This is a genomic window from Micromonospora sp. NPDC048999, assembly GCF_040649295.1.
In the GTDB taxonomy this organism is placed as follows: Bacteria; Actinomycetota; Actinomycetes; order Mycobacteriales; family Micromonosporaceae; genus Micromonospora.
The window spans coordinates 316,783-340,695 of record NZ_JBEZFI010000002.1 but is presented as its reverse complement, the minus strand read 5'-3'; the positions used below and the strand labels follow the sequence as shown (position 1 = coordinate 340,695).

Here is a 23,913-nt window from a genome sequence, read left to right as displayed (position 1 = left end):
CCGGGGGGATGAGGCGTGACTCAACTAACAGGCCAGCCGACGATCGACGACGATGTCGTGCACCTCACCGTGCCGGCCGACGGCGGCTACCTCGGCGTGCTCCGCACCGCCACGGCCGGCCTCGCGGCCCGGCTCCAGTTCGCCCTCGACGAGATCGAGGACCTGCGCATCGCGGTCGACGAGGCGTGCGCGATGCTGCTCGCGATCGCCACCCGTAACGCCGAGTTGGACTGCCGGTTCCAAGTCACCGAGGACGCGCTCACCGTGGAGGTGACCGTGCCGACCGTCCGGGGGGCCACCCTGCCCGCCGAGTCGTCCTTCGCGTGGAAGGTGCTCACCGCGCTGACCACCGCGGCGTCAGCCCGGGCCGCCGACGGACGGGCCACCATCTCCCTGCTCACCCGCCGCGCCTCCGGCTACTGACGTAGCCGCCGTTAGGCGTCCGCGGCCGGTGCCCGGGGGCGGCCCGGTCAGTCGAAGCCGAGCGCGCGGTTGGTCGGCGAACTGACCAGCAGCCCGCTGACCCCGAGGCCGAGCGCCATCAGCGGGAGTCCCAGCCAGCTCAGCCCGCCCTGGATCATGTACCAGCCGACCGGCAGCAGCATGAGTTCCAGCACGATGGCCGGCGCCCGGGCACCCGACCGACGGCGCAGCAGCGCACCGCTGAGGGCCCAGAGCGCCGCCGCCCCGGCCACCGCGAACGCGGTCACCAGCAGCGCCGACGTCAGGTCGGTGCTGTGCGTGGTCAGGTCGGACCAGATCAGCCAAGCCGCGACCAGGCCGAGCGCCACCGCCTCGGCGCGCAGCAGCCAGACCGCCCAACGGAGCGGGGCGGGAACCGGGTCGGAGTCGATCGTCACGGGCGCCACGATACCCGTGGGTAGGCGCGGTACAGTGCCGCCCATGCGGGCCGTCCTGGTGGTCAATCCGAAGGCCACCACCACCAGCGAACGCAGCCGGGACGTCCTGGTCCGGGCGCTGCGTAGCGAAGTCGACCTGTCGGTGCGGTACACCCGCCGGCGGGGCCACGCCACGGACCTGGCCCGGGAGGCCGCCGAGGAGGGCGTCGACCTGGTGGTCACCCTGGGTGGCGACGGCACGGTCAACGAGGTGGTCAACGGTCTGATGACCGCCGAGCCGCCGACCTTCCGCACCGGGGAGAGCCCGGCGGAGCGGCTACCGGCGCTGGCCACCGTTCCCGGGGGCTCGACCAATGTCTTCGCCCGGGCGCTCGGCCTGCCGCGGGAGTGGCCCGACGGGACCAGCATGATCCTTGAGGGGCTGCGCCTGGGCCGGTCCCGCACCATCGGCCTGGGGCGGGCGGACGACCGCTACTTCACCTTCTGCGCCGGCTTCGGCATCGACGCCGCGGTGATCCACCGGGTCGAGCAGGCCCGCAGGCAGGGCCGGGTCTCCACACCGGCGCTCTACCTGCGGTCGACGGTGAGCCAGTACTTCCTCGCCTCGGACCGTCGGCACCCCTCGATCTCGATCGAGCGCCCGGGCGAGGTCGCGGAGGCCGAACTGGCCACCGTCATCATTCAGAACACCGCGCCCTGGACCTACCTCGGTGAGCGGGAGATCAACCCGAACCCGGAGGCCTCGTTCGACCTCGGGCTGGACGTGCTCGCGATGCGGCAACTCCGGGTGGGCAGCACGACGCGTACGGTGACGCAGTTCTTCTCCAGCCAGCCCGATCCGCACGGCCGGCAGGTGCTCCGGCTGCACGACGTGTCGGAGTTCACCCTGCTCTCGGCCCGTCCGCTCGGCTTCCAACTCGACGGGGACTACCTGGGCGAGCGGGAGAAAGTCAGATTTGCATCCGTTCCGGCTGCACTGAGAGTAATCTGCTAGGTCTCGGGTACTCCCGTCGGTTGACGCGCGATCCACCGCCCCCCAGCGGTGGGCGACGGCTCCAGGTCGCGGCGTGTCGGAGCCACACCGACGAAAGGATGCCGGAAATGTCAGCAACGTCACGCAGACCGTACTATATTGATCCCCGACTGTGGCACGCCGGGTAACCAGAGCGCTCTGGATTCCGGACAAAAGGGTGGTGAGTCCGCTCACTGCTCGGAGTTTTTCCGAGCGTCACCCTTGACATTGCGACAGTTCGTGAAAGTATTCACAAGCGAACTCGCGTTACCGGGACAATGTCTGGATATGCTCGGCAGGTTGAGCTGTTCCAGCAGGCCCCGAGGCCTGCAGCCTGCTCACGCAGCGCCGAATTGATGGATGCTGACCGTCACTGATCGGCAATGCGGATGCATACGGAAAAGCAACGAAGCGTTATCTGGTCACCCACTAAAGAATGAGGAGTGTTGCCGCCATGGACTGGCGCCACGATGCCGTCTGCCGCGACGAGGACCCGGAGCTGTTCTTCCCGATCGGGACGTCCGGCCCGGCCCTCCTGCAGGTGGAGCAGGCCAAGGCCGTCTGCCGGCGCTGCCCGGTGACCGACCACTGCCTGCAGTGGGCGCTGGAGTCCGGTCAGGACGCCGGCGTCTGGGGCGGGATGAGCGAGGAGGAGCGCCGCGCGGTGAAGCGCCGCGGCGGTCTCCGGGTGCTGCGCGCTCACTCCGCCTGATCGCACCACAGCTAACTGCACGCCCCGGCCGGTCCACCCGCCGGGGCGTGCTGCTGTCCGCCCCCGGCTACCCCAGCCGCTCGGCGTCGATCATGAGGTTGGCGGCGATGTGGATCGCGCCGACCGCCGCCAACCTCATGATCACCGGGCTGGGGCGGGGGTGGGGTGGGTGGCGCGGCGGAGGACCAGGTCGGCCAGGTCGGGGGCGTCCGTGAGCGGCGCGGCGACCGCCACCGCACCGGCGTCCCGGGCGGCGGCGCGCACGGCGTCGTGGAACAGGCCCGGAGCCAGGAAGTAGGCGGCCACCGCCACCCGGCGCGCCCCGCGAGCACGCAGCTTCGCCACCGCGACGCCGGCTGCCGGAGGCGCCGCCGAGGCGTACGACACCCGGCAGGGCACACCCAGTTCGGTGCCGAGCGCCGCCGCGACCCGGCCCACCGAGCCGCGCGCCCGGGGATCCCTGGTGCCCGCCGCGGCCAGCACCAGGGCGTCGTACCCGTCGGGTGCCGCCTCGGCCAGTCGACGGCGCAACCCGGCCAGCAGCGCGCCATCCACCGCCCCGTCGGCCGGCCCGAGCACGTCGGCGATCCGTACCTCGATCGACGGCCCACCCTCGGCGGCGGCGGCCACGGCCGCGGGGATGTCGACCCGCCGGTGGTACGCGGCGGTCAGCAGCAGCGGCACCAGCACCGCCCGGCGGTGACCGGCGGCGGCGAGCTCTCGCAGCACGACGGTCGGCCCGGGGTCGGTGTGGTCCAGCCAGCTCGGCAGCACGGTGGCGCCGGGGCGGACGGCCGCCACGGCCCGGGCCAGCGCCCGGGTCGCCTCGGCCGCCCGCGGATCGCGACTGCCGTGCGCGACCAGCACCACCGGCGGCCCCTGGGTCAGGTGTGCAGACCGCACTCGGTCTTCTCAAACATGGCCCACCGGCCCGCCCGCGGGTCCTCCCCCGCCCTCGTCCGGCGGGTACAGGGCCAGCAGCCGATCGACCCGTAGCCGCGGCCGAACAGCTCGTTGACCGGAATGTCGTGGCGGGCGATGTAGGCGTCCACGTCCCGCTGGGTCCAGGCGGCGATCGGGTTCACCTTGACCTTCCCGCGCCGGGCGTCGAAGGCCACCACCGGGGTGTTGGCCCGGGTCGGCGACTCGTCCCGGCGCAGCCCGGCGGCCCAGGCGTCGTACCCGGTCAGCGCCCGCTCCAGCGGCTCGACCTTGCGCAGCTGGCAGCAGTCGTCCGGGGACCTGTTGAACAGGCGGGGGCCGTACTGGCCGTCCTGCTGCCCGACGGTCATCCGGGGCCGGATCGACCGCACGTTCACCGGCAGCCGCCGGGCCACCTCGTCCCGCACCCGCAGCGTCTCCGGAAAATGCAGCCCGGTGTCCAGGAAGATCACGTCGACGCCCGGCGCGACTCGGGAGACCAGGTGGGCCAGCAACCCGTCGGCCATCGAGCTCGTCACGCAGAACCGGTCACCGAAGGTCTCGGCGGCCCAGCGGGCGATCTCCAGCGCGGGAGCGTCCGCCAGCTTCCGGCCGGCCTCCTCGGCAAGCGCGCGCAGTTCCTGCGGGTCGCGCCGCACCGGGTCGGCGGGGACCGGTCCGCCGACCCCTACCAGGCCCAGGTCGGCGGCGGAAGCCAGGTTCATCGCGCCACCGCCCGGCCGAGCAGACCGGTGAACTTCACGGTGAAGACCCGCGCGCAGGCGTGGCACTCCCAGGCGCCGTGCCCGGCCTCGCTCGGTCGCAGGTCCTCCTCGCCGCAGTACGGGCAGTACAGCGGCGCGGACCGGGTCTCGCTCATCGCGTCACCTCGCTACGCTCGGCGCCACGATGAGGCACCAACGCACTGAGCTGGCTGATTCGCTCGCTACGCTCGCTCATCGGAGTTCCTCCTCGTCGGCCCTGATCACCCAGTTGGCGAAGGTCTCGTCCCCGGTCCGGCCGGCCAGATAGCGGCGGACCACGCGCTCCACGTACGCCGGAAGCTCCTCGGCGGTGGTCTTCAGGCCGCGCAGCTTGCGGCCGAAGCCGGCGGTCTGCCCCTGCGCCATGCCGAGGCCGCCGCCGAGGTGCACCTGGAAGCCCTCCACCTGCCGGCCGTCCGGGCCGACCACCAACTGGCCCTTGAGCCCGATGTCGGCGACCTGGGTACGGGCGCAGGCGTTCGGGCAGCCGTTGAGGTGGATGGAGATGTCGGCGTCGAAGTCACGCAGCCGCTCCTCCAGCCGGGCCACCAGCTCCTCGCCGCGCCGCTTGGTCTCGACGATGGCCAGCTTGCAGAACTCGATGCCGGTGCAGGCCATGGTGCCGCGCCGCCAGGCCGACGGCTGGGCCTCCAGGCCGATCCGGCGCAGCGCCGCCACCAGCGAGTCGGTCCGCTCCGGTGCCACATCCGGCACCAGCAGCTTCTGGTAGGGGGTGAGCCGCACCCGGTCGCTGCCGTGCGCCTCGACCACGTCGGCGAGCCGGGCGAGCTGCGCACCGGAGACCCGGCCCACCACCGGGGCGGCACCGACGTAGTTGCGGCCGTCGCGCTGCGGGTGCACGCCGATGTGGTCGATCGGCCTGCTCGGCAGCTGCGGGGACGGGCCGTCGAGCAGCGTGCGCCCCAGGTATTCCTTCTCCAGCACCTCGCGGAAGCGCTCCACGCCCCAGTCGGCGACCAGGAACTTCAACCGAGCCCGGTTACGCAGGCGGCGGTAGCCGTAGTCGCGGAAGATGCCGACCACACCGGCCCAGACGTCCGGCACCTCGTGCAGCGGCACCCAGACGCCGAGACGCTTGGCCAGCATCGGGTTGGTCGACAGGCCGCCGCCGACCCAGAGGTCGAAGCCCGGGCCGTGCTCCGGATGCTCGACGCCGAGGAAGGCGATGTCGTTCGCCTCGTACGGGGTGTCCACCAGCCAGGAGATCGAGGTCTTGAACTTGCGGGGCAGGTTGGAGAAGCTCTTGTCACCGACGTACCGGCGGACGATCTCGTCGATCGCCGGAGTCGGGTCGACCACCTCGTCCCGGGCCACTCCGGCGACCGGGCTGCCGAGCACGATCCGGGGGCAGTCGCCGCACGCCTCGGTGGTCTGCAGGCCGACCTCCTCCAGCCGGCGCCAGATCTCCGGCACGTCCTCGACCCGGATCCAATGGAACTGGATGTTCTGCCGGTCGGTGATGTCGGCGGTGTCCCGGGCGAACTCCCGGGAGATCTCCGCGATGACCCGGAGCTGGGTCAGGTTGAGCTGGCCACCGTCCACCCGGACCCGGAGCATGAAGAACTCGTCCTCCAGCTCGTGCGGCTCCAGCACGGCCGTCCGGCCGCCGTCGATACCCGCCTTGCGCTGGGTGTAGAGCCCCCACCAGCGGAACCGGCCGCGCAGGTCCTGCGGGTCGATGGAGGCGAAACCCCGATGGGCGTAGATGGTTTCGATCCGGGCGCGCACGTTCAGCGGATCGTCGTCCTTCTTGATCCGCTCGTTGGCGTTGAGCGGCTCGCGATGCCCGAGCGCCCACTGACCCTCGCCGCGGGGACGGCGGGGCGCCCGTGCGGCGGGCGGGTTCTCGGACCGGGTGGGTGTGCTGCTGACCGCCATCGCGGCGTCCTCCGTTGTCTGCTGTGCCACGGGTACGCGGACGCGACGGCCGGCCCTGGGGGAGGGCCGCGGACGGCGATGTCGATGACGGCCGGCGCGGAGCGCGCCCGAGACGATGGGTCGGGCGGCGTCAGTGAGCCGGACAGAGCGCGCTGCGCATGCGGCCGTAATCGACGTGGCGACGGGCCACGAAGCGGCGGACGACAGCGGCGGTCATGGGCATATGCTCCCACACCGATCGGGTGCTGACCACCAAGGCGAGCCGTGATCCCACATCACGAGCCACCCACGTCCATCGACGGTGACCCATCACCCCGCGATGCTCGGGCCGGTCCACCCCGCCGGATCCGCGGACCGGCTCGTCCGGGCGGTGGCGCTGTGTGACGCTGCGGGTTGTGACCGCAGCCTTGGAACCCGGACCGGCCGGGAGGACCGGTGCCCGTTCGGGCTGGCGGTTCTGGTCCCCGCCGGCACTGCTCACGCTGGTGGTCACCCTCATCGGGATCGGGCACGCGCAGCCGTGGCGGGACGAGCTGGCGACCTGGAGCGCCGCCACCCGCCCGGTCGGTGACCTGATCCGGCTGGCCTGCACCATCGATGCCGCGACCGGGCCGTACTACCTCCTGATGCACGGCTGGACCGCGTTGGCCGGGACCTCACCGACCGCGCTGCGGCTGCCGTCCGCGCTCGCCATGGCCGTGGCCGCCGCGCTCACCGCCCAGCTCGGCGGACGGCTGGTCACCCCCCGGGTCGGGCTGCTCACCGGGCTGCTCTTCGCCGTCCTCCCGAGCACCTCCCGGTACGGCCAGGAGGCCCGCCCGTACGCCCTGGCCACGCTGTTCGCCATGCTCGCCACCCTGCTGCTGACTGGGGTGCTGCGCCGGCCGACGTGGCGACGCTGGACCGGGTACGCCCTGGCCGTCGCCGCCCTCGGCCTGGCTCACCTGATCGCCCTCACCCTGCTCGCCGCGCACGGGCTCGTGGTGCTACTCACCGCCACCGGTGACCGGGCGATCGGCGGGGTGGGCGGCCGGGCGGCCGGCGGATCGGGTGCCGGGCTGGTCTGGCGGTGGCTGGTCGCACTGCTGCCGGCCGCGCTGCTGGTCACACCGCTGGTGCTGCTCGCCGGGTCGCAGCGGTCCCGGCAGCTCGACTGGGTGCACCTCGCACGCCCGGCGGATCTGGCGGCGCTGCCCGGCGGGGTGGCCCAGAGCGGGGTGGTCGGCGGGCTGCTGGTCGGCCTCGCCGCGCTCGGCGCGGGGCGGCTCGGCCGGCAGTCGCTGCTGCCCGGTGCCGCCGTCGTTCTACCCGTACTGCTGCTCTTCGCCGCCGGGACGGTCGTGCCGCTCTGGGTGACCCGCTATCTGGTCTTCACCGTGCCGTTCGCCTGCCTGCTGGCCGGGGCAGCGCTGGCCGGCGTACGCCTGGCGCCGGCGCTCGCCGTGGTGGTGCTGGCCGGGGTGCTCGGCGGGCCCGACCAGGCGGCGCTGCGCCGCACCCACGAGTGGCCGCGTACCGCCCCGGTCGACTACCGGGGCGCGGCTGAGATCATCGCCGAGCACCAGCAGCCGGGCGACGCGATCGGCTATTCCCCCAGGGACAGCTGGCTCTTCCTCGACCTCGGCGTCGCGTACCAACTGGGGTCGCGGAAGCCGCGCGACGTGCTGATGGTCCGGGACGAGCGGCAGCGCTCCGACCTCTGGGCGAGCGAGTGCGCCCACCCCGCGGACTGTCTGGTCGGGGTGGAGCGGCTCTGGCTGGTGGTCGCCGGCCGGCGGAGCGACCCGCCGGCCGGCGTGCCCGGCGTGAAGGGCATGGCCCTGCGGGACGGCTTCACCGTTCAACAGGTCTGGCCGCGCGCCGGCATCACCGTCGCCCTCCTCGCCCGCTGACGCCCGCGCACGGCGAGCCGTGATCTCCGCGAGTGGGAAGCCTCGTTAAAGGCGAATCGCGTCGTCAGTGCGCGTGACGCCGCGCGTGTCGAAGAAGCGCTTCGCGGCCCCGGCAAGCAGGTCAGCGTCGTACTCACGATGGTTCTGGACGAGGATCACGAGGTCGGCCGACGCCACCGCGGCCTCCAGATCGTCAACCCGCAGGACACCGACGCCCGGCTGCCACTCCTCGACGAACGGATCGTGATAGCTGATCTTCGCACCGAGACTGTTCAGGTCACGGGCCAGCGGGACGGCCGGAGACTCGCGCTCATCTGCGATGTTCGCCTTGTACGTGACGCCCAGCAGCAGGATGTTCGCGCCGGTTGTCGCCAGTCCGGCTTCGTTGAGGATGTTCTGGGCCCGCCTGGCCACATAGGCCGGCATCGTGGCGTTGATCTCCTCCGCCAGTTCGACGAACCGGAACGGATAGCCCAGTCGTACGCGCACGTTGTGGCTCAGGTAGTTCGGGTCGATCGGAATGCAGTGACCGCCTACGCCCGGCCCCGGGTAGAAGGCCTGGAACCCGAAGGGCTTGCTCGACGCGGCGCGGATGACGTCCCACAGGTCAATCCCGAGCCGGTGGCAGAACTTGGCCATCTCGTTGACGAGCGCGATGTTGACGTGCCGGTAGGTGTTCTCGAGCAGCTTGGCCGTCTCGGCCTCCCTGGTGCCCTTGGTACGCACCACCGTGTCGATGAAACGCCCGTACAGGGCCGCCGCGGCTTCTGTGCAGGCCGGCGTGTGGCCGCCGACGACCTTGGGCGTGTTGCGGGGGCCGAAATCCTTGTTGCCCGGATCGATGCGTTCCGGCGAGAACGCCAGGTGGAAGTCCTTGCCGGCGATGAGGCCACCGGCCTCCAGGATGGGACGCACCAGCTCGTCGGTGGTGCCGGGATACGTGGTTGATTCGAGGACGACGAGCATCCCGGGGTGGAGATGACGCGCGACGGCCTCCGTGGCCGACTGGACCGCACCGAGATCGGGGCCGCCCTCCTCGAACAGCGGCGTCGGGACGCAGATGATTGCCGCCTTGGCCGCGGCGATCTCGCGTTCGTCAGACGTTGCCCGGAAACCACGCGCTGTCATGTTGGCGATGTCGCTGTCGGAAAGATCATCGACATGGGACCGGCCGGCGTTGAGAGACTTCACCAACGCCGTGTTCACGTCGAAGCCGATCACGGACATGCCCGCCAACGTCGCTTCGCGGGCAAGCGGAAGCCCCACGTATCCGAGTCCAAGAATGACTACGTCGACAGCCACGGTCGCTCGCTCCTTTGCTGGGTGACTAGGCCCCGTATGCCCAGCCGGGTCTCGAGCGATTACGCCCGAGCCGAGAATGGTCGTACCAAATCCAACTACTGCCGCAGAGTCGCGGGGCGCTCAGCACAACGCCCGCGACCCGATCCGACCTAGCCGCCAGGAGCGCAGGCCAGGTACGGGACGAGCGACTTCTTGAAGGCGCTGAGGTTGCGGGGAGTGTCGTTGAAACGCCAGTCCGCGTTGGAGTACGGCGGCGGCGCACCGGTCCAGATCAGCCCGATGACGTTCGGGTGGGCGCGCAACCAGGGCCCCAAACTAGTGATCCATTGGGACTTGTAGATCCCGGCCACGCCGGTCTCGGCAAGGACAACCGGCTTCTTCGAGTATGGGGCGAGAAGCTTCATGGTGGGATCGAAGGTCTGGCCCGCCGACGACTCGAAACCGTAGATGGAACTCCCGACCCCGTAACCGGTGAAGCCGACCAGATCGACCCAACTGTCGCCCGGCCAGAACTGGGAGATGCCCCGCACGGTCGCACCGCGAGAAATGTTCGGCGCCCAGAGCCACAGGACGTTGGTCGCGCCCGCCTCTCGGAAGAGAGTCACCACGTGCTGCCAGGCCTTGACGTACTGGGCTGGGGTATTGCCGTTGACGTCGGCCGCCCACGGCGACCAGTTCCCATTCATCTCGGGCGCATACCGGATCACTACCAGGTCGCCGTATTCCACAACGATGTCCGCGACGGCACGCAGCCGGGAATCGTGTTTGCCCGCGATGGTCGCCGAGAGCGACCAGGACTTCTGTTCCACGACCGAGCCCAGGTCTTTCGGCTGCAACGTCAGGAACGGGATACCTGCGGTATCGGTCAGTCTCGACAACTCGAACGCGCCGCCAAGGGACGCGTAGACGCCTCGCCACATCGGCCGGCATCCGGTCTCTTTCGCAGTCTGATCAGAGTCTTTCGCGGCGTCCTTCTCCGACGTGATGCCAAAGACAGGCTTGTCCGCCCGGAGCATGGAGACGGTGGCATGAATCGCGTTAGCGCGTAAAGTCGGATCTGTCGCGCTCACCGCGGACTGCCGGCCCTGGAAAGAAGATGACGGTTTCATCGCGCATCCAGCCAGTAGCAGCAGCGGAAGCACCAGCAAGTACTTCTTCATGGTCACCTCCAATCGCAACCTCAATTTGCTGCCGGGTGCCCCACTTGAAGCGCATGCAGGAGGCAATGGCCCAGAGCCGCCACACCCGCAGTACCGACCACTGCCACAGGGTCGCGACCGGCGCAAGGAGAAGGAACCAACCTATTTGTGCCAGGAGCGTCTGGTCGGAACGTCGAACCGTGAAGACCCGCAACAGTTGGACGTAGCCGAACACGACCAGCATCCCAAGCGTCAGCGGAAGCAGCTTCGCGTCCGTTACCAACGCATCGCTCCCCCCGCCGCGCAGCCAGGTGACGGCATCAAGCACCGGCTTTATCACGACCAGCCAGGACACCACGATGGTCGCCGCGACGGCCTGCACCCACTTCAGCAGGTGCAGCCAGTAGGCGATCCGGTACAGCGGCAGGTACTTGAAACGCCAGAAGGAGCGGATAAATGATCCACGCAACCAGCGCATGAACTGCCGCCGGTGGTTTGAGAGGCGTTCCGGCATGACACAGAACGCAAAGGCATTCGGCTGCTGGACGGTCTTGCCCCGGAGCAGCGCCTGAAGCGTCAGGTAGGAGTCGTCGGAGAATTCGACGCGACGCCCGAAGAACTCCTCATTCGCGTAACCATGGCGGCACTCGTCGATGACGCTTGCGCGGTAGAGCGAAATCCCGCCCGAGTTGACGAGCACCGACCCCAGCGCCGACGTGGCGGATCTGTCGGTCAACTGCGACGCCGTGGTGATCAGATCCACCGCCCGGGCGACCGGTCCGTTCAAGTTGTAGGTCAGGAACACTCCGGCGACCGACATGACCTTGGGGTCGGCGAGCGGCTTCATCAGGTTCTCGAGCGCGTCCGGCGCGAGCGCCGAGTCGGAGTCGATCGTGAGGTAGGCGTCGGCCCAGCCGGCGAAGCGCAGGGACGCGGCGATGTGAGTGGCTCGCTTGCCCCGATTCCGGTCGCGCACCCACACCAGCGGAACGCCCACCGCGTTCGCGGCTTCGATCGCCCACAGCTCGGTGGGCAGGTAGTCCACCTTGTTCGATCCGTCATCGCGGACGAAGATCACGTCCGGAAGGCGGGTCTGCCCGAGAAGGCCACGAATGGTCGCGATTACCGCATCGACGTCCTCGTTGTACAGCGGGATGACCGCCACCACCCGCAATTTCGCCAACGCCGCAGCCCGCCGGGGAGTGGTCCGCCTGGGGCGATCGAAGGTCGCGAGAAGCAGGTGCATGAAGTACATGAGGAAGGCGAACGCGTAAACTACCTCAAACGCGGACACGCCAGCGTCAAAGTCCTCAAACCGGGTCACGTGACGGTAGAGCCACAGCGACGAGACGCCGAGCATGAGGACCACGGCAGGGAGGGCTCGGCCGGGAACCCACCGTGCGGTTTTGGCGGCCTTCGTCACGGCCTCATCCCGCGTCGCCAGAAGAGGCGCACGCCCAACGCGAAGATCGCCACGACGGAGAACGCGGCGAGGAGTATTTCGAACAACCCGAAGTGGGAAGGCACACGAACCTAGCTTTCGTCATGGGGTTGGTCGCCCGTGGCAGCCCGCGACATCGTACACGTAGGCGACGGGCCGGCGCTGCCCCTGGTCAGCCCACAATGGAGGGACCCTCGGCGAGGCCCTGGTGTCCTCTTTCCCGCGCACTTCCGCTAGCGTGTGCGCCATGACCTACGACTACGGCGAGGGCGCACCCCCACGTGGTCAGGGTCAGTTCTGGGATCAGCGTAACGATCCGGCTGACGTTGAGGCTGCCCCGCCCAGCAACGCTTGGCCGCAGCAGCCCTCGTACGAGCCGCATCCGCAACGAGCCGGCGAGGGCCAGTACGGCAGCCGCCCGTACCCCGCGGGTTATGGCGAACCACGGACGCCGCAAGGGGGCCAGGCGCACCCGGCGACCGGCTTCAGAACGCCGCGACAGCACCCGGCGGTGCGCGGTGACGCGGCGCAGCGGACCGGTCCGTATCGAAGCGGCGAGCACCGCACCCTCAACCAGCACGGCAACGCCGGCCCGTACGGCACGCCCGGCGACCACGACGTTCCGGGGCAGTACGGCCGCTATCCGAGCCAGAGCGGCACCGCTGCCATGTACGACGGCCAGTACGACGAACCGGCCGCCGGTCCGAATCGTGGGGCGGAGCAGTACGGAGCGGCTCACTACCAGTCCCAAGCGACCTTCGACGAGCCCCGAAGGGCGGACGCAGGGCCGAAGGCCGCGCGCCGGTCCCGCAAGCCTCTCGTCTTCACGATCATCCTCGTGATACTGGTGATCGGCGGCGGTGCCGGCTGGTATTACCTGCGGGGCTCGGCCAATCTGCCTCCTACCGAGCAGGAACGCAGGGTCGCGGACCAGACGGTCGACCCCGCCCCGCTGACCGCGACCGAGGTGTTCGGCTCCGCGACGATTCCCGCTGCGACAGGCGACGGGGCGTACAAGGTCCTCAAGACGCAAGCGTCCGCCGACTGCGACACCGCGGCCGGCGGTGCCATCGTCAAGGCGCTGACGACGGCTGGCTGCACGCAGGTGGTCCGGGCCACGCTGATGTCGCCCGACGGCGCCCTGGTCATCACGGCTGGGATCTTCAACCTCGAAACCGACGAGAAGGCCGCCAAGGCGTCGGCCGAAATCAAGACGGCGGTCGACGCGGGCAAGGGCCGGTTCAGTGGCATGGTCGCGGGCGGCACGTCGAATCTCATCGATCGAGCTGCGGCGAACCTGGCCTGGGACGCGCGCGGCCACTACTTGATGTACTGCCTCATCGCGAACGCGGACGGCAGCGCGATCGCGGCGGACGATCCGCACACTCAACAGGTCCGGGATGATCTGGTCGAGCGGTACCTCGGCGACGTCGTGATCCACAAGCGCGAGGCGCCCGACGGGCCGGCCGTGGTTCCCTCGACGCAGTCGTCGTGACCGGATATTCGCGACATCTCGCTCGCCCTCGCTGCAACGCCCCAGACGCAGATCGAACGCCGGCCGGAGCGAGACCCTTTCCTGCGCTGATACCCCACGTGGGATACTTGCGGCCGTGCCCCTCCGCAAGACGCAACTGATCGCTGTACTCGGTAACGAGCTCTGGTGCTCGACCCTCACCCCCAACGCTCCCCGGCTGACCGTGGAGCTACGCGAGCGGATGAAGCGACCGCGCGTCGGTGACCTGGTCGTCGAGTTCTCCGCCGGGCAACGCGGCGACGCGGACGGCGTCGGATGGCTACGCGGCATCGAATTCGCGGACGGCCAAGGGGGCGACAATGTGAACATCGACGGCAGGCGCGTTGTCGACAGCTGGATGATTGAGCCGATCGACAAGCCCGGACAGACGATCCGTTGGACCAACGCGACGTTCTTCGCGATTCCCCCACAGAGTGCTCGACAGTGGCTGACCCAGTAGCCCCGGGGCCTGCCGGCGCCCATTAGGGGGTCAGGCGGTCGGCGGTGCCGCGGGCGAGCGGGACGACCAGCACGGCCTCGGTGCCGCCGGTGGCGCCGTTACGCAGCTCGATGGTGCCGCGCAGCTCGCCGGTGATCAGGGCCCGGACGATCTGCAGGCCGAGGTTGCCACCGCGTTCGGCGTCGAACTGCTCGGGCAGGCCCCGGCCGTTGTCCGCCACGGAGACGTGCAGCTGCTTGCGGAACCGGTGCGCGGAGACCACCACCTCGGGCTTCGCCGCGCCGTCCGGACGGGCCGCGCCCTCCTCGGCGTCCAGCGGGAAGCCATGCTCGACGGCGTTGAGCAACAGCTCGTTGAGGACCATCACCAGCGAGGTGGCGATCTCGGCGGGCAGTACGCCGAAGCTGCCCTGCCGGCGCATGCCGACCGTCACCTCGGTGGCCGCGACCTCGGTCGCCGCGCTGGCCACCCGGTCGACGATGCCGTCGAACTCGACCACCTCGTCACTGGACATGGAGAGGGTCTCGTGGACCAGCGCGATCGAGGCGACCCGGCGTACGGACTCCTCCAGGGCGACCCGGGCCTCCGGCATCGAGACCCGGCGGGCCTGGAGGCGCAGCAGCGCGGCGACCGTCTGAAGGTTGTTCTTCACCCGGTGGTGGATCTCCCGGATGGTGGCGTCCTTGGTGATCAGGGCCCGGTCGCGCCGGCGTACCTCGGTGATGTCGCGGACCAGCACCAGCGCGCCGATCGGCACACCGGCCGGCATCAGCGGCAGCGCCCGGGTGAGCATGGTGGCACCGCGGGCATCGATCTCCCGCCGGGGTGGGGCCTCGCCGCGCAGCGCGGCCAGCACCGCGTTGCCCGCGTCGGTGCCTTCGAGCGGGTCGCTGGCCAGCCGTCGGTGCAGCTTGGCCAGGTCCTCCCCCACCAGATGTGAGGCGTAGCCCAACCGCCGGTACGCGGACTGCGCGTTCGGGCTGGCGTAGGTGACCGTGCCGTTGGCGTCGAGCCGCACGAGACCGTCGCCGACCCGGGGCGCCGAGGTGGTCTCGCCCGGGTGGCGGGGCGGCGGAAAGGTGCCGTCGGCGACCATCTGGGCCAGGTCGTCGGCGGTGGTCAGGTAGTTCAGTTCGAGCTGGCTGGGCGTCCGCGCGGTGGAGAGGTTGGTGTCCCGGCCGACCACGGCGATGATCTCGCCGGCCTCCCCGTCGGCGGTGCGTAGCCGCACCGGGATCGCCTCGTGCCGGGCGGGCACGTCGCCATACCAGACCGGGTCGCCCTCCCGCCAGATCCGGCCCTGCCGGTGGGCCACCTCCAGATGCGCCACCTCCGGCCCGCCGACGATCCGGCCGACCTGGTCGTCGAGGTACGCGGTCGGCGCGGTCGTCGGGCGCGCCTGGGCCACGCAGACGAACGTGCCCTCGCCGTCCACCGGCACCCAGAGCAGCAGGTCGGCGAAGGACAGGTCGGAGAGCATCTGCCAGTCGCCGGCGATCCGATGCAGGTGGTCGATGTCGGCCGGCCGGAGCTGGGTGTGCTCCTCGGCGAGGTCGCGCAGCGTGGACACGCTGAACAGAGTGCCACGCCGAACGTCACATCGTCGCCGTGACCTTCTTCAAACCGCGCGGGGCGTCCGGGTCCTCGCCTCGGGCCAGCGCCAGGGCGAGCGCGAGTCGCTGGAGCGGGAGGATGTCCAGCAGCGGGGCGTACCGCTCGTCCACCTCGGGGACGGCCATCCGGGCGGCCGCCTCGACCTCGGCGGAGCCCACCACCACGACGTCGGCGCGGCGCTCGCCGAGCCGGGGCAGCACCTCGCGCATCGACTGCCCACCGGGGCCGGACCCGACCACGGCGAGCACCGGGACGTCCGGGTCGGTCATGGCGAGCGGGCCGTGCAGCAGGTCAGCGCCGGAGAAGGCGAGCGCCGGCAGGTACGACGTCTCCATCAGCTTCAGCGCCGCCTCCCGGGCGGTCGGGTACGCGTACCCCCGGCCGGTGGTGACGAGTCGGGTGGCGAACCGGTAACGCGGGGCGAGCTGTGCCGGGGTGTCGTCGGACAGGGTGCGTTCGGCCAGCTCGGGCATGCGGGCGAGGGCGGCCCGTTCCTCGGCGGGCAGCTCGCCGTCCCCGGCGCGTATCCCCTCCACGAGCAGCAGCAACGCGAGCAGCTCGGCGGTGTACGTCTTGGTGGCGGCGACCGCCCGCTCGGGCCCGGCGGCGATGTCGACGCTCAGCTCGGCGGTGTGTGCCAGCGGCGAGTCGGGGGTGTTGGTGACGGCGAGGGTGAGCGCGCCGGAGGCGCGGGCCACCCGCAGCACCTCGGCCAGGTCGGGCGAGCCGCCGCTCTGGCTGACGCCGACCACGAGGGCGCCGGAGAGGTCGGGCCGGGCGTTGAAGACGGTGACGGTGCTCGGCGAGGCGAGGCCGGCGGAGAGGCCGAGCCGGATCTCGGTCAGGTACGCCGCGTAGAGCGCCGCGTGGTCGGAGGTGCCCCGGGCGGTGAACACCACGTGGCGGGGCCGGCGCTCGGCGATCACCGCCGCGACCCGGGCGATCGCCCCGGCGTGCTCGGCGGAGAGCAGGCGGTCGTAGCCGGCCGGCTGCTCCGCGATGTCGGCGGCCATGCCGGCCCCTGGACGCGTCACGAAAGACCCCCTCCTGCGCGATCGCCGCGCGATCGGTGCTCAGTCTTGCACCTTTCGACCTCCACAAGCAACGGAACGAACAGTAGTACGCAGTGGATCGGCGGCTGAGCCGATGATCCCCTAGGCTTGCCCGACCGACCATCGAAAGGACGACGTGCCCGAGGACGACCCCGCGCTCTCTGCGGCGGAGGAGCTTGCGCTGGCCCGGCTGGCGCTGGCCGAGGGGGACCTGCCGCACGCCGCCGGACACGTCGCCGCCGCCCTCGTCCAGGCCCCGACGCTGCCCGAGGTGCACGAGGCGCTCGCCCGGGTGGCCGCGGCCAGCGGCGGCGATCTGGAGCTCTTTCCGCTCAGCCACCACGCCTACGTCGGCGCGGTGGTGGCCCGCGCCCATCTGCTCGCCGCCGCGGGGCACCCCGCCGAGGGACTCGACCTGCTAGCCGCGGCCACCGGCTACGCGCCTACGGCCGACTGGGCCGGCGTGCCCTGGGTGACCTCCCCCGAGCTGCCCGAACGGCTCGAACCCGAACGCACCGCCCGGATCCTCATGCAGCTGTGCGCGGCGGTGCCCGACCCGGTTCCGCGCCGGCTGCGCGACCCGTTGCGGCCGTACCTCACCCTCGCGCGCAACGCGGTCACCGTGCATCCCGGCCACCCGCTGCTGCTGGGCGCGGCGTCGGCGCTGGCCCGGCGCCTCGGCGAGGCCGCCCTCGCCGTCACCTGGGCCGCCCGCGGCGTACGCGCCGAGCCCAGCAAGCTCGGCGAGGTGTGGCTCGGGTACGCGTACCGCAGCGCCGGCCGGATCCGGGAGGCCCTCGCCGCGCTCGGCCGGGCCGTCGCGCACGACCCCGACGACCTCGCCGTCTACGCCGACATCGCCGGCACGCTCGCCGACCACGGGCGGCTCGACGAGGCGCTGGAGTGGATCGACCGGGCCCTTGCCAAGGACCCCACGTTCGACTGCGCGGTGCACACCGCGTACCGGCTGCGCTTCCAGCGCGACGAGGACGTCACCCACCTGGTTGCCCTGGCCGACTTCACGCGGGACCACCCGGACGACAGCCATGAGCACGGCGACCTGGCCGAGTGCTGTCGCGGCCGCCCCTGGCTCGGGCAGGTGACCCCGGCCAGTGGACCGGTGCCGGACGGGCGGCGCGCCGGCGCGCCCACCCCGCCGGCGCCGTCGGCCGAGGCAGCGGAGCGGATCCAGCAGCTCGCCCACCCGGCCTGGCCGGACCCGCCGGCCGCGTACGACGCCGCGGTCGGGCTGGCCACGCTGGACCTCGACGACCTGCTCGGCCTGCTGGCGCACCCGCCCGAGGCCCCGGCCACCGCGCTGGGCCGGGTACTCGCCGGTCAGGACCCGTCGCTCTGGGTGCGCTGCGTGCAGGTCTGGGCCTGCCTCGGCCTGCTGCACCACCGCACCGACGAGCCGTGGGCGGAGTCCACTCGTCGCCGGGTGCTGCTGGAGCTGGTCGTGGCGGACCGAATTACCGAGGCGGCACTGTTCGCACTGGTCACCGCCGCCTGGGTCGACCCCGCCGTACGCGCCGACGTGGCCACGGTGGTGGCCGGGCGGCTCGCCGACGCGGCGGCCGTGGCCCGGGAGCGTCCGGTGCCGATGGTGGTGTCGCTGGCACACCTGGCGCTGGCCACCCCGGACCTCGCTCCCGCCACCCGAGACCTGGCCCGCAAGCTGATCGGCAGCCCTCCGGCCGATGCCCCGGCCTCACCCTGGCGCCGATTCCGGCGCCGCCTGGGCGCCCTCTTCCACCGCCCCTGACGCCCGCGGCCACGCCGTACCACTGAAGGGTCGGCGTGGCCGCGGAGCGTGTGGATCAGGCGACGGGGGCCTTGCCGAGGGCGGCCTCGGCCGCGTCGTCGGGAGAGGCACCGGCCGGTGGGCCGTCGTTGGTCGAACGGAGCGGGACCTCCTTGATGAACCAGGCGAGCACCGGCACCGCGACGACGAAGAAGACCGCCCAGAAGAACACGTGCGAGATGGCGTCGGAGAGCGTGCCGAGCACGGCCTCGCGCATCGGCCCGGTGAGCTGCTTGAGCTTGTCCAGGTCCATGGCGCCGCCCTCGCCGCCCCGGGAACCGCCGAACGCGGCACCGGCGGGCGAGCTGGCGAGCCGGGCGGCGAAGATCGCACCAGCGAGCGAGACGCCGAACGAACCGCCGATCGAGCGGAAGAAGGTGGCCGCGCCGCTGGCCGCGCCCAGGTCCTTCTGCTCCACGCTGTTCTGCGCGATCAGCATGGAGGTCTGCATGAGGAAGCCCATGCCGACGCCGAGCACGATCATGTAGAGCGAGGACTCGGTCTTGCTGGTGCCCAGGTCGAGCCGGGTCAGCAGGCCCATGCCGACGGTCATCACCACGCCACCGACGATCGGGAAGATCCGGTAGCGGCCGGTCTTGGTGATGGTGCGACCCACCACCAGCGAGACCACCAGCATGCCGAACATCAGCGGGAGCAGCAGCAGGCCGCTGTTGGTGGCCGAGGCACCCTGCACGGTCTGCTGGTAGAGCGGCAGGAAGCTCATCGCACCGAACATCCCGAAGCCGAGCAGGAAGCCGATCACCGAGATGAGGGCGAAGTTCCGGTTGGCGAACAGCTTCAGCGGCAGGATCGGCTCGGCGGCCCGCCGCTCGACGAAGCCGAAGGCCACCAGGGCGGCCACGCCGAGGGCGGAAAGCCCGAGGATCTGCGGCGAGACCCAGTCGTACTCCTTGCCGCCCCAGGTGGTGACCAGCACGATCGCGGTGATGCCGACGGAGAGCAGCGCGGCACCCAGCCAGTCGATCTTGTGTTCGGTGCGGTACTTCGGCAGGCGCATGGTGGTGGCCAGCACGAGCAGCGCGGCACCGCCGAGCGGCAGGTTGACGTAGAACGCCCAGCGCCAGGAGAGGTGGTCGGTGATGAAGCCGCCGACCAGCGGGCCGGCCACCATGGCGATGGCCATGATGCCGGCGATCATGCCCTGATAGCGGCCCCGCTCGCGCGGCGGCACCAGGTCACCGATGATCGCCATCACGCCGACCATCAGGCCGCCGGCGCCGAGGCCCTGTACGGCCCGGAACGCGATCAGCTCGAGCATGCCGTTGTCGACGCCGCCGAAGAGGCTGGAGCCGGACATGCCGCAGAGCGCGGAGCCGATCAGGAAGATGACCACCGAGATGAGGAAGACGGCCTTGCGGCCGTAGAGGTCGCCGAGCTTGCCCCAGATCGGGGTGGAGACCGTCGTGCCCAGCACGTACGCGGTGAACACCCAGGTGAAGTGGCCGGCCTGGCCGAACTCCAGGACGATCCGCGGCAGCGCGGTGCTGACGATCATGTTGTCGAGCATCGCGAGCATCATCGCGATCATCAGGCCGAACAGCACGACCCGGACATTGGGTCGCGCGATCACCTGGGCTGGTTGACTCATGGGTAGGCTCCCCCGAACATCTGTGACCGACTTACTTGCCGTCCGGCTAGTTAGCTTACTAGCCGCACGGTAAGTTGGTGGTCAGAAAACCGTCAAGCAGATTGGGTGGTGGACGTGAGGGAGAGCACAGGCGGCACGCGGGAACGCATCCAGGCCGTCGCGCTGGAGCTCTTCACCGAGCAAGGGTACGAGAAGACCTCGCTCCGGGAGATCGCCGAACGGCTGGAGGTGACCAAGGCCGCGCTCTACTACCACTTCAAGAGCAAGGACGAGATCGTCAGCAGCTTCGCCGAGGACCGGCTCCGCCGGATGGACGAGCTGATCGCCTGGGCCCGGTCCCAGCCCGCCACGCTGGCCACCCGCCGCGCGCTGATCACCCGGTACGCGGACGCGATGTTCGCCGGCGAGCGGCCCGCCGTGATGCGCTTCTTCGAGCAGAACCAGACCGTGCTGAAGAGCCTCGTCGCCGGCCAGCAGATGCGGGAGCGGATGATGCGCCTCGCCAACGAGCTGTGCCGGGGCGACGACTCGCCGGCCGCCCAGCTACGGGCCGCGCTGACCCTCTTCGCCGTGCACAGCAGCTGGTTCGCGGTCCGCACCCCGAACCTCACCGACGACGAGCGCAAGAGGATCTCCCTCGAGGTGGCCGACGAGCTGCTGGCGAAGATCGGCACCGGCGACTGAGCCACCCGCCTACCGGCGGCTCCGCATGGGCGGGCGGCGCCGTCGCCAGTGGCGCTCGGCGCGGTCCGGGCCGCCCGCCAGCGCGGCCTGGGTGGGCCGCCGTCAGGGACGGTCGGTGAGGTCCAGCCGCAGGCCCAACAGCTCCACGCCGGGCAGCGGCGACCAGTCCTTCTCCGGCACCCGGACGAAGCCGAGCCCCGCGTAGAGCCGGTGCGCCGTGGCGGCCATGCCGGCGCGTACGCAGATCACCACGGCCGAGCAGCCGAGCTCGGTCGCCCGCGCCACGCAGGCCCGGACCAGGGTCCCGCCCGCGCCGCGCCCCTGCGCGGCCGGATCGACCGCGAGCATCCGGAACTCGGCCTCCCCCGGGCCGGACAACTCGGCGTACGGGGTGCCGGGCAGCACAAACGTGACCGCGCCCAGCATCTCACCGGTGGCCTCGTCGACGGCGATCAGCACCTCGCCGGTCTCCGCCCGGCCGGCCACGTCGGCGAGCACCGCGCCGTAGCCGTGCTCGCCCTTGAGCTGCCCGTCCGCCTCGTACGCGGCGACCGTCAGGCGAGCCACCGCCGGATGGTCGGCCGGCTCCGCCCGGCGGACGACGAGGCCGCTCAACCGATCACCGCGATCAGGTCACCGTCCTGCACGACGTCGCCCTCGTTGACCGCGATCTGCTGCACGACGCCGTCGGACTCGGCGACGACCGGAATCTCCATCTTCATCGACTCCAGAATGACCAGCGTGTCCCCTTCGGACACGCTGTCCCCGGCCGACGCGACAACCTTCCAGACGTTCGCCACCATCTCGGCGCGGATCTCCTCGGCCATCTCCAGGCCCTCCCTCTCCACCGGCTCGTTGCGAACGGTATCCAATCATGACCGGGATCACGCCCGAACAGCGAGCGGGTGGCACCGGTTCCGGCCCCACCGGATCCCCGGCGACCTCGACGGCACTAACATCAGCGGGTCGGTCTCCGGCGCCCGGAGCACCGGTACGCGACCTGCGCCGCGCTCGCCGCGGCCGGACACCGTGACCAGCACAAGGAGGCAGAGCATGGCGAAGAAGGCCCGTAAGAAGAAGGCCCGTAAGAAGAGCGGCGCGAACCACGGCAAGCGCCCCAACTCCTGATCATCGGCACGCGCCGGATCAGCGACGTACCGGCCGTAGTGGCCGGACACAGCGGTGGCCCGGGTCCGTTCGGACCCGGGCCACCGGTGTCTTCGGTTTCGTCGCGCTCGCGCTCAGTCGGCGAGTTCGCGCGACTCGGTGGTCTCGACGACCACCAGTGCGGCCAGGCGGGCCCGCAGCCGCACCCGCAACTGCTCGGGCGCGGTCTCGTTGCCGCAGCAACGGGCGACCAGCGCCCGCACCTCCTGCTCGATGCCGTACTCGCGCAGGCAGGGCCCGCACTCGTCCAGGTGGTGCCGGATCAGGACACGCCGCTGCTCGGCGCACTCCAGGTCCAGGTAGAGGTAGACCTCCGCGAGCACCTCACGGCAATCCGTCTCGTGCGGCTTCCCACAGCTCACGGTCACACCTCCCGGCTGGCGGTGGCGGTCGAACCCTTCGACGGCGCCGCGGTGAACCCCCGCTCGGCCGCGTACTGCTCGAGCAGCTTGCGCAGATTACGTCGACCACGGTGCAGCCGGGACATCACGGTGCCGATCGGCGTGCCCATGATCTCGGCGACCTCCTTGTAGGAGAAGCCCTCGACATCGGTCAGGTAGACGGCGAGGCGGAACTCCTCCGGCAACTGCTGGAGGGCCTCCTTGACGTCGCTGTCCGGCAGCCGGTCGAGCGCCTCGGTCTCCGCCGAGCGCAGCCCGCTGGACGTGTGCGACTCGGCCTCGGCGAGCTGCCAGTCGGTGATCTCGTCGGTGGGCGCCTGCACGGGCTGGCGCTGCCGCTTCCGGTAGGAGTTGATGTAGGTGTTGGTCAGGATCCGGTAGAGCCAGGCCTTCAGGTTGGTGCCCTGCTCGAACTGGTGGAAGGCGGAGTACGCCTTCAGGTAGGTCTCCTGGACCAGGTCCTCGGCATCCGCCGGGTTCCGCGTCATCCGCAGCCCGGCAGCGTAGAGCTGATCGACGAAGGGCATCGCGTCCCGCTCGAAGCGGGCCCTGCGCTCGTCCGTCTTCTCGGTGGTCAACCGCACATCCCCTCGCGTCGGATGCTTTCCCGCCGAGGATACGCGTACTGACCTGCCCGCAGATTCACTTCCGGCGGGTGTGCTGGCACTCACCGTCGCCGCGGCCCACTCCGGCGCGTCGAGCAGTCGCCTCAGCGCCTGCGCGTCCCGCTCGTCCCGCTCCCGGCTCCGTGTCTCGATCGGCACCGGCCACCCCCCTCGGCTGGAATAGTCGTCCCGGGGGTGGTAACGCCCGCCGTCGACGGCACATTCCGCCACCACCCGCCGTTCCTGGCCCCGGCCCCGGCCGCGACCGGTGCTGGGACCAGGAAGGGCCTGGGAGGTGGCCTCGGAGGCCTGAACCGGGCTTCCGACACCATCCGATGCAACGACGCGCCGCCGTCCGGGGTCACGCCTGGCAAGATCCCGCTCGACCCTGGTCAGGCGGGGGCCCAGCCCCGCGCGCGCAACCAGTCGCGGACCACGGCGGCGGTGCCCGCCGGGTCGACCCGCAGGTCGTGCCGCTCACCGCGGCGGACCACCACCTCGACGCCCGGGCCCGGCTCCGGCACGCCGAACGGGTCCCGGTCGCCGTTGACCACCAGGGTGGGCAGGCCGGTGGCCAGTTCGTCGGCGCGCGAGCGTTCCGGGCGCCCCGGAGGGTGCAGCGGGAAGGCGAGCGCGACGATGCCGGCCGCGCCGACGACGCCGGCGGTCCGGCAGGCGACCCGGGCGCCGCTGGAGCGGCCACCCACCACCCAACGGGACACCGTCGGGTGGCGCTCCCGGAGCGCGGCCAGCACGGCCCGCCAGGCCTCGTCGAGGTGCCCGGCGGGAGCAGGCGCGCGCCGACCGGCGACCCGGTACGGCTGGGTCACCCGGATCACGCCCACCCCGGCGCCGACCACCGCGTCCCGAACCGCGAGCAGGTCTGGCGCGTCCACGTCGCCGCCCGCGCCGTGCCCGAGCACGAGCAGGATGTCCATCGGCCCGATCGGCAGGTCGCTGTCGGCGCGGGCCGGGCCACGGGGCGTCTCGATCTGATCACTGTGCCGCACCGGCCCATTCTGCGTCCGGCGCATCGCCGCGCCGTACCGACCGCGCCGTACG

General features: G+C 71.2%; 24 protein-coding genes. 8 read left to right on the top strand and 16 right to left on the bottom strand.

All coding sequences use genetic code 11. From position 1 onward, the window contains the following. Window positions 1-15: 15 nt before the first annotated feature. Window positions 16-423: an ATP-binding protein gene (locus AB0C02_RS06040; protein WP_357541637.1), complete on the top strand. Its 408-nt coding sequence runs from the start codon at window positions 16-18 to the stop codon at window positions 421-423. Window positions 424-470: 47 nt separating this feature from the next. Here the strand turns inward: AB0C02_RS06040 and AB0C02_RS06035 are convergent, their stop codons facing one another. Then, window positions 471-860, bottom strand: a complete 390-nt coding sequence (locus tag AB0C02_RS06035; protein ID WP_357541635.1) for a hypothetical protein — start codon at window positions 858-860, stop codon at window positions 471-473. A 43-nt stretch (window positions 861-903) separates the two neighbouring features. On the opposite strand from AB0C02_RS06035, the gene AB0C02_RS06030 reads away from it, so the two are divergent. Together AB0C02_RS06030 and AB0C02_RS06025 are read left to right on the top strand one after the other, a co-directional pair. Next, window positions 904-1,854, top strand: a complete 951-nt coding sequence (locus tag AB0C02_RS06030) for a diacylglycerol kinase family protein (protein ID WP_357541633.1) — start codon at window positions 904-906, stop codon at window positions 1,852-1,854. 472 nt (window positions 1,855-2,326) lie between these two features. Next, entirely contained in the window at window positions 2,327-2,584 is a 258-nt protein-coding gene (locus tag AB0C02_RS06025) for a WhiB family transcriptional regulator (RefSeq protein ID WP_088975879.1), read from the top strand. A gap of 141 nt (window positions 2,585-2,725) precedes the next feature. On the opposite strand, the gene AB0C02_RS06020 is transcribed toward AB0C02_RS06025, so the two are convergent. The 4 genes from AB0C02_RS06020 to AB0C02_RS06005 form a co-directional block, all read right to left on the bottom strand. Further along, window positions 2,726-3,487, bottom strand: coding sequence for a CbiX/SirB N-terminal domain-containing protein (locus AB0C02_RS06020; RefSeq protein ID WP_357541631.1), 762 nt, complete (start codon window positions 3,485-3,487; stop codon window positions 2,726-2,728). Then, the gene (locus AB0C02_RS06015; RefSeq protein ID WP_357541629.1) at window positions 3,469-4,230 is read right to left on the bottom strand and encodes a phosphoadenylyl-sulfate reductase; all 762 of its coding nucleotides are present in this window, start codon (window positions 4,228-4,230) and stop codon (window positions 3,469-3,471) included. Before AB0C02_RS06015 ends, AB0C02_RS06020 begins: the two co-directional genes overlap by 19 nt. Then, window positions 4,227-4,385, bottom strand: a complete 159-nt coding sequence (locus tag AB0C02_RS06010) for an IS1 family transposase (RefSeq protein WP_121399684.1) — start codon at window positions 4,383-4,385, stop codon at window positions 4,227-4,229. Before AB0C02_RS06010 ends, AB0C02_RS06015 begins: the two co-directional genes overlap by 4 nt. Window positions 4,386-4,461: 76 nt before the next feature. Continuing rightward, window positions 4,462-6,168, bottom strand: coding sequence for a nitrite/sulfite reductase (locus AB0C02_RS06005; RefSeq protein WP_357541826.1), 1,707 nt, complete (start codon window positions 6,166-6,168; stop codon window positions 4,462-4,464). 407 nt (window positions 6,169-6,575) lie between these two features. On the opposite strand from AB0C02_RS06005, the gene AB0C02_RS06000 reads away from it, so the two are divergent. Next, the gene (locus AB0C02_RS06000; protein WP_357541824.1) at window positions 6,576-8,060 is read left to right on the top strand and encodes a glycosyltransferase family 39 protein; all 1,485 of its coding nucleotides are present in this window, start codon (window positions 6,576-6,578) and stop codon (window positions 8,058-8,060) included. 45 nt (window positions 8,061-8,105) lie between these two features. On the opposite strand, the gene AB0C02_RS05995 is transcribed toward AB0C02_RS06000, so the two are convergent. The 3 genes from AB0C02_RS05995 to AB0C02_RS05985 all read right to left on the bottom strand — a co-directional run bounded on the left by AB0C02_RS05995 (window position 8,106) and on the right by AB0C02_RS05985 (window position 11,924). Further along, complete coding sequence (locus AB0C02_RS05995; RefSeq protein ID WP_357541627.1) at window positions 8,106-9,362, bottom strand: nucleotide sugar dehydrogenase; 1,257 nt, start codon at window positions 9,360-9,362, stop codon at window positions 8,106-8,108. Window positions 9,363-9,511: 149 nt separating this feature from the next. Beyond that, window positions 9,512-10,432, bottom strand: coding sequence for a glycosyl hydrolase (locus tag AB0C02_RS05990; RefSeq protein WP_357541625.1), 921 nt, complete (start codon window positions 10,430-10,432; stop codon window positions 9,512-9,514). Further along, window positions 10,401-11,924 (bottom strand): glycosyltransferase family 2 protein, encoded by a 1,524-nt coding sequence (locus tag AB0C02_RS05985; protein ID WP_357541623.1) that lies wholly within the window; start codon window positions 11,922-11,924, stop codon window positions 10,401-10,403. Before AB0C02_RS05985 ends, AB0C02_RS05990 begins: the two co-directional genes overlap by 32 nt. Before the next feature lie 265 nt (window positions 11,925-12,189). Here AB0C02_RS05985 and AB0C02_RS05980 point away from each other — a divergent pair, with 265 nt between their 5' ends. Both AB0C02_RS05980 and AB0C02_RS05975 read left to right on the top strand, forming a co-directional pair. Continuing rightward, a complete protein-coding gene (locus tag AB0C02_RS05980) occupies window positions 12,190-13,437 on the top strand; it encodes a hypothetical protein (protein WP_357541622.1) in 1,248 nt (415 codons plus the stop codon). A gap of 115 nt (window positions 13,438-13,552) precedes the next feature. After that, window positions 13,553-13,915 (top strand): hypothetical protein, encoded by a 363-nt coding sequence (locus AB0C02_RS05975; protein WP_357541620.1) that lies wholly within the window; start codon window positions 13,553-13,555, stop codon window positions 13,913-13,915. A 22-nt stretch (window positions 13,916-13,937) separates the two neighbouring features. On the opposite strand, the gene AB0C02_RS05970 is transcribed toward AB0C02_RS05975, so the two are convergent. Together AB0C02_RS05970 and AB0C02_RS05965 are read right to left on the bottom strand one after the other, a co-directional pair. After that, window positions 13,938-15,485, bottom strand: coding sequence for a histidine kinase N-terminal domain-containing protein (locus AB0C02_RS05970; RefSeq protein WP_357541618.1), 1,548 nt, complete (start codon window positions 15,483-15,485; stop codon window positions 13,938-13,940). 25 nt (window positions 15,486-15,510) lie between these two features. Continuing rightward, the gene (locus AB0C02_RS05965) at window positions 15,511-16,542 is read right to left on the bottom strand and encodes an SIS domain-containing protein (protein WP_357541822.1); all 1,032 of its coding nucleotides are present in this window, start codon (window positions 16,540-16,542) and stop codon (window positions 15,511-15,513) included. 175 nt (window positions 16,543-16,717) lie between these two features. Between AB0C02_RS05965 and AB0C02_RS05960 the strand changes: the two genes are divergently transcribed. Next, entirely contained in the window at window positions 16,718-18,346 is a 1,629-nt protein-coding gene (locus tag AB0C02_RS05960) for a tetratricopeptide repeat protein (RefSeq protein ID WP_357541616.1), read from the top strand. Window positions 18,347-18,401: 55 nt separating this feature from the next. On the opposite strand, the gene AB0C02_RS05955 is transcribed toward AB0C02_RS05960, so the two are convergent. Next, window positions 18,402-19,994 (bottom strand): MDR family MFS transporter, encoded by a 1,593-nt coding sequence (locus AB0C02_RS05955; protein WP_357541614.1) that lies wholly within the window; start codon window positions 19,992-19,994, stop codon window positions 18,402-18,404. Window positions 19,995-20,102: 108 nt separating this feature from the next. Here AB0C02_RS05955 and AB0C02_RS05950 point away from each other — a divergent pair, with 108 nt between their 5' ends. Beyond that, window positions 20,103-20,678, top strand: coding sequence for a helix-turn-helix domain-containing protein (locus AB0C02_RS05950; RefSeq protein ID WP_357541820.1), 576 nt, complete (start codon window positions 20,103-20,105; stop codon window positions 20,676-20,678). Between the two features lie 102 nt (window positions 20,679-20,780). Here the strand turns inward: AB0C02_RS05950 and AB0C02_RS05945 are convergent, their stop codons facing one another. The 5 genes from AB0C02_RS05945 to AB0C02_RS05925 form a co-directional block, all read right to left on the bottom strand. Further along, the gene (locus AB0C02_RS05945; protein WP_357541612.1) at window positions 20,781-21,293 is read right to left on the bottom strand and encodes a GNAT family N-acetyltransferase; all 513 of its coding nucleotides are present in this window, start codon (window positions 21,291-21,293) and stop codon (window positions 20,781-20,783) included. Next, complete coding sequence (locus AB0C02_RS05940) at window positions 21,290-21,511, bottom strand: biotin/lipoyl-binding carrier protein (RefSeq protein WP_357541818.1); 222 nt, start codon at window positions 21,509-21,511, stop codon at window positions 21,290-21,292. The genes AB0C02_RS05945 and AB0C02_RS05940 overlap by 4 nt, the downstream gene beginning before the upstream one ends. A gap of 408 nt (window positions 21,512-21,919) precedes the next feature. Continuing rightward, window positions 21,920-22,207, bottom strand: coding sequence for a mycothiol system anti-sigma-R factor (gene rsrA, locus AB0C02_RS05935; RefSeq protein WP_357541610.1), 288 nt, complete (start codon window positions 22,205-22,207; stop codon window positions 21,920-21,922). Between the two features lie 2 nt (window positions 22,208-22,209). After that, on the bottom strand, window positions 22,210-23,010 hold the full coding sequence (locus AB0C02_RS05930; protein ID WP_357541608.1) for a sigma-70 family RNA polymerase sigma factor: 801 nt from the start codon (window positions 23,008-23,010) through the stop codon (window positions 22,210-22,212). Between the two features lie 233 nt (window positions 23,011-23,243). Next, complete coding sequence (locus AB0C02_RS05925) at window positions 23,244-23,861, bottom strand: alpha/beta family hydrolase (RefSeq protein WP_357541606.1); 618 nt, start codon at window positions 23,859-23,861, stop codon at window positions 23,244-23,246. Window positions 23,862-23,913: the final 52 nt, after the last annotated feature.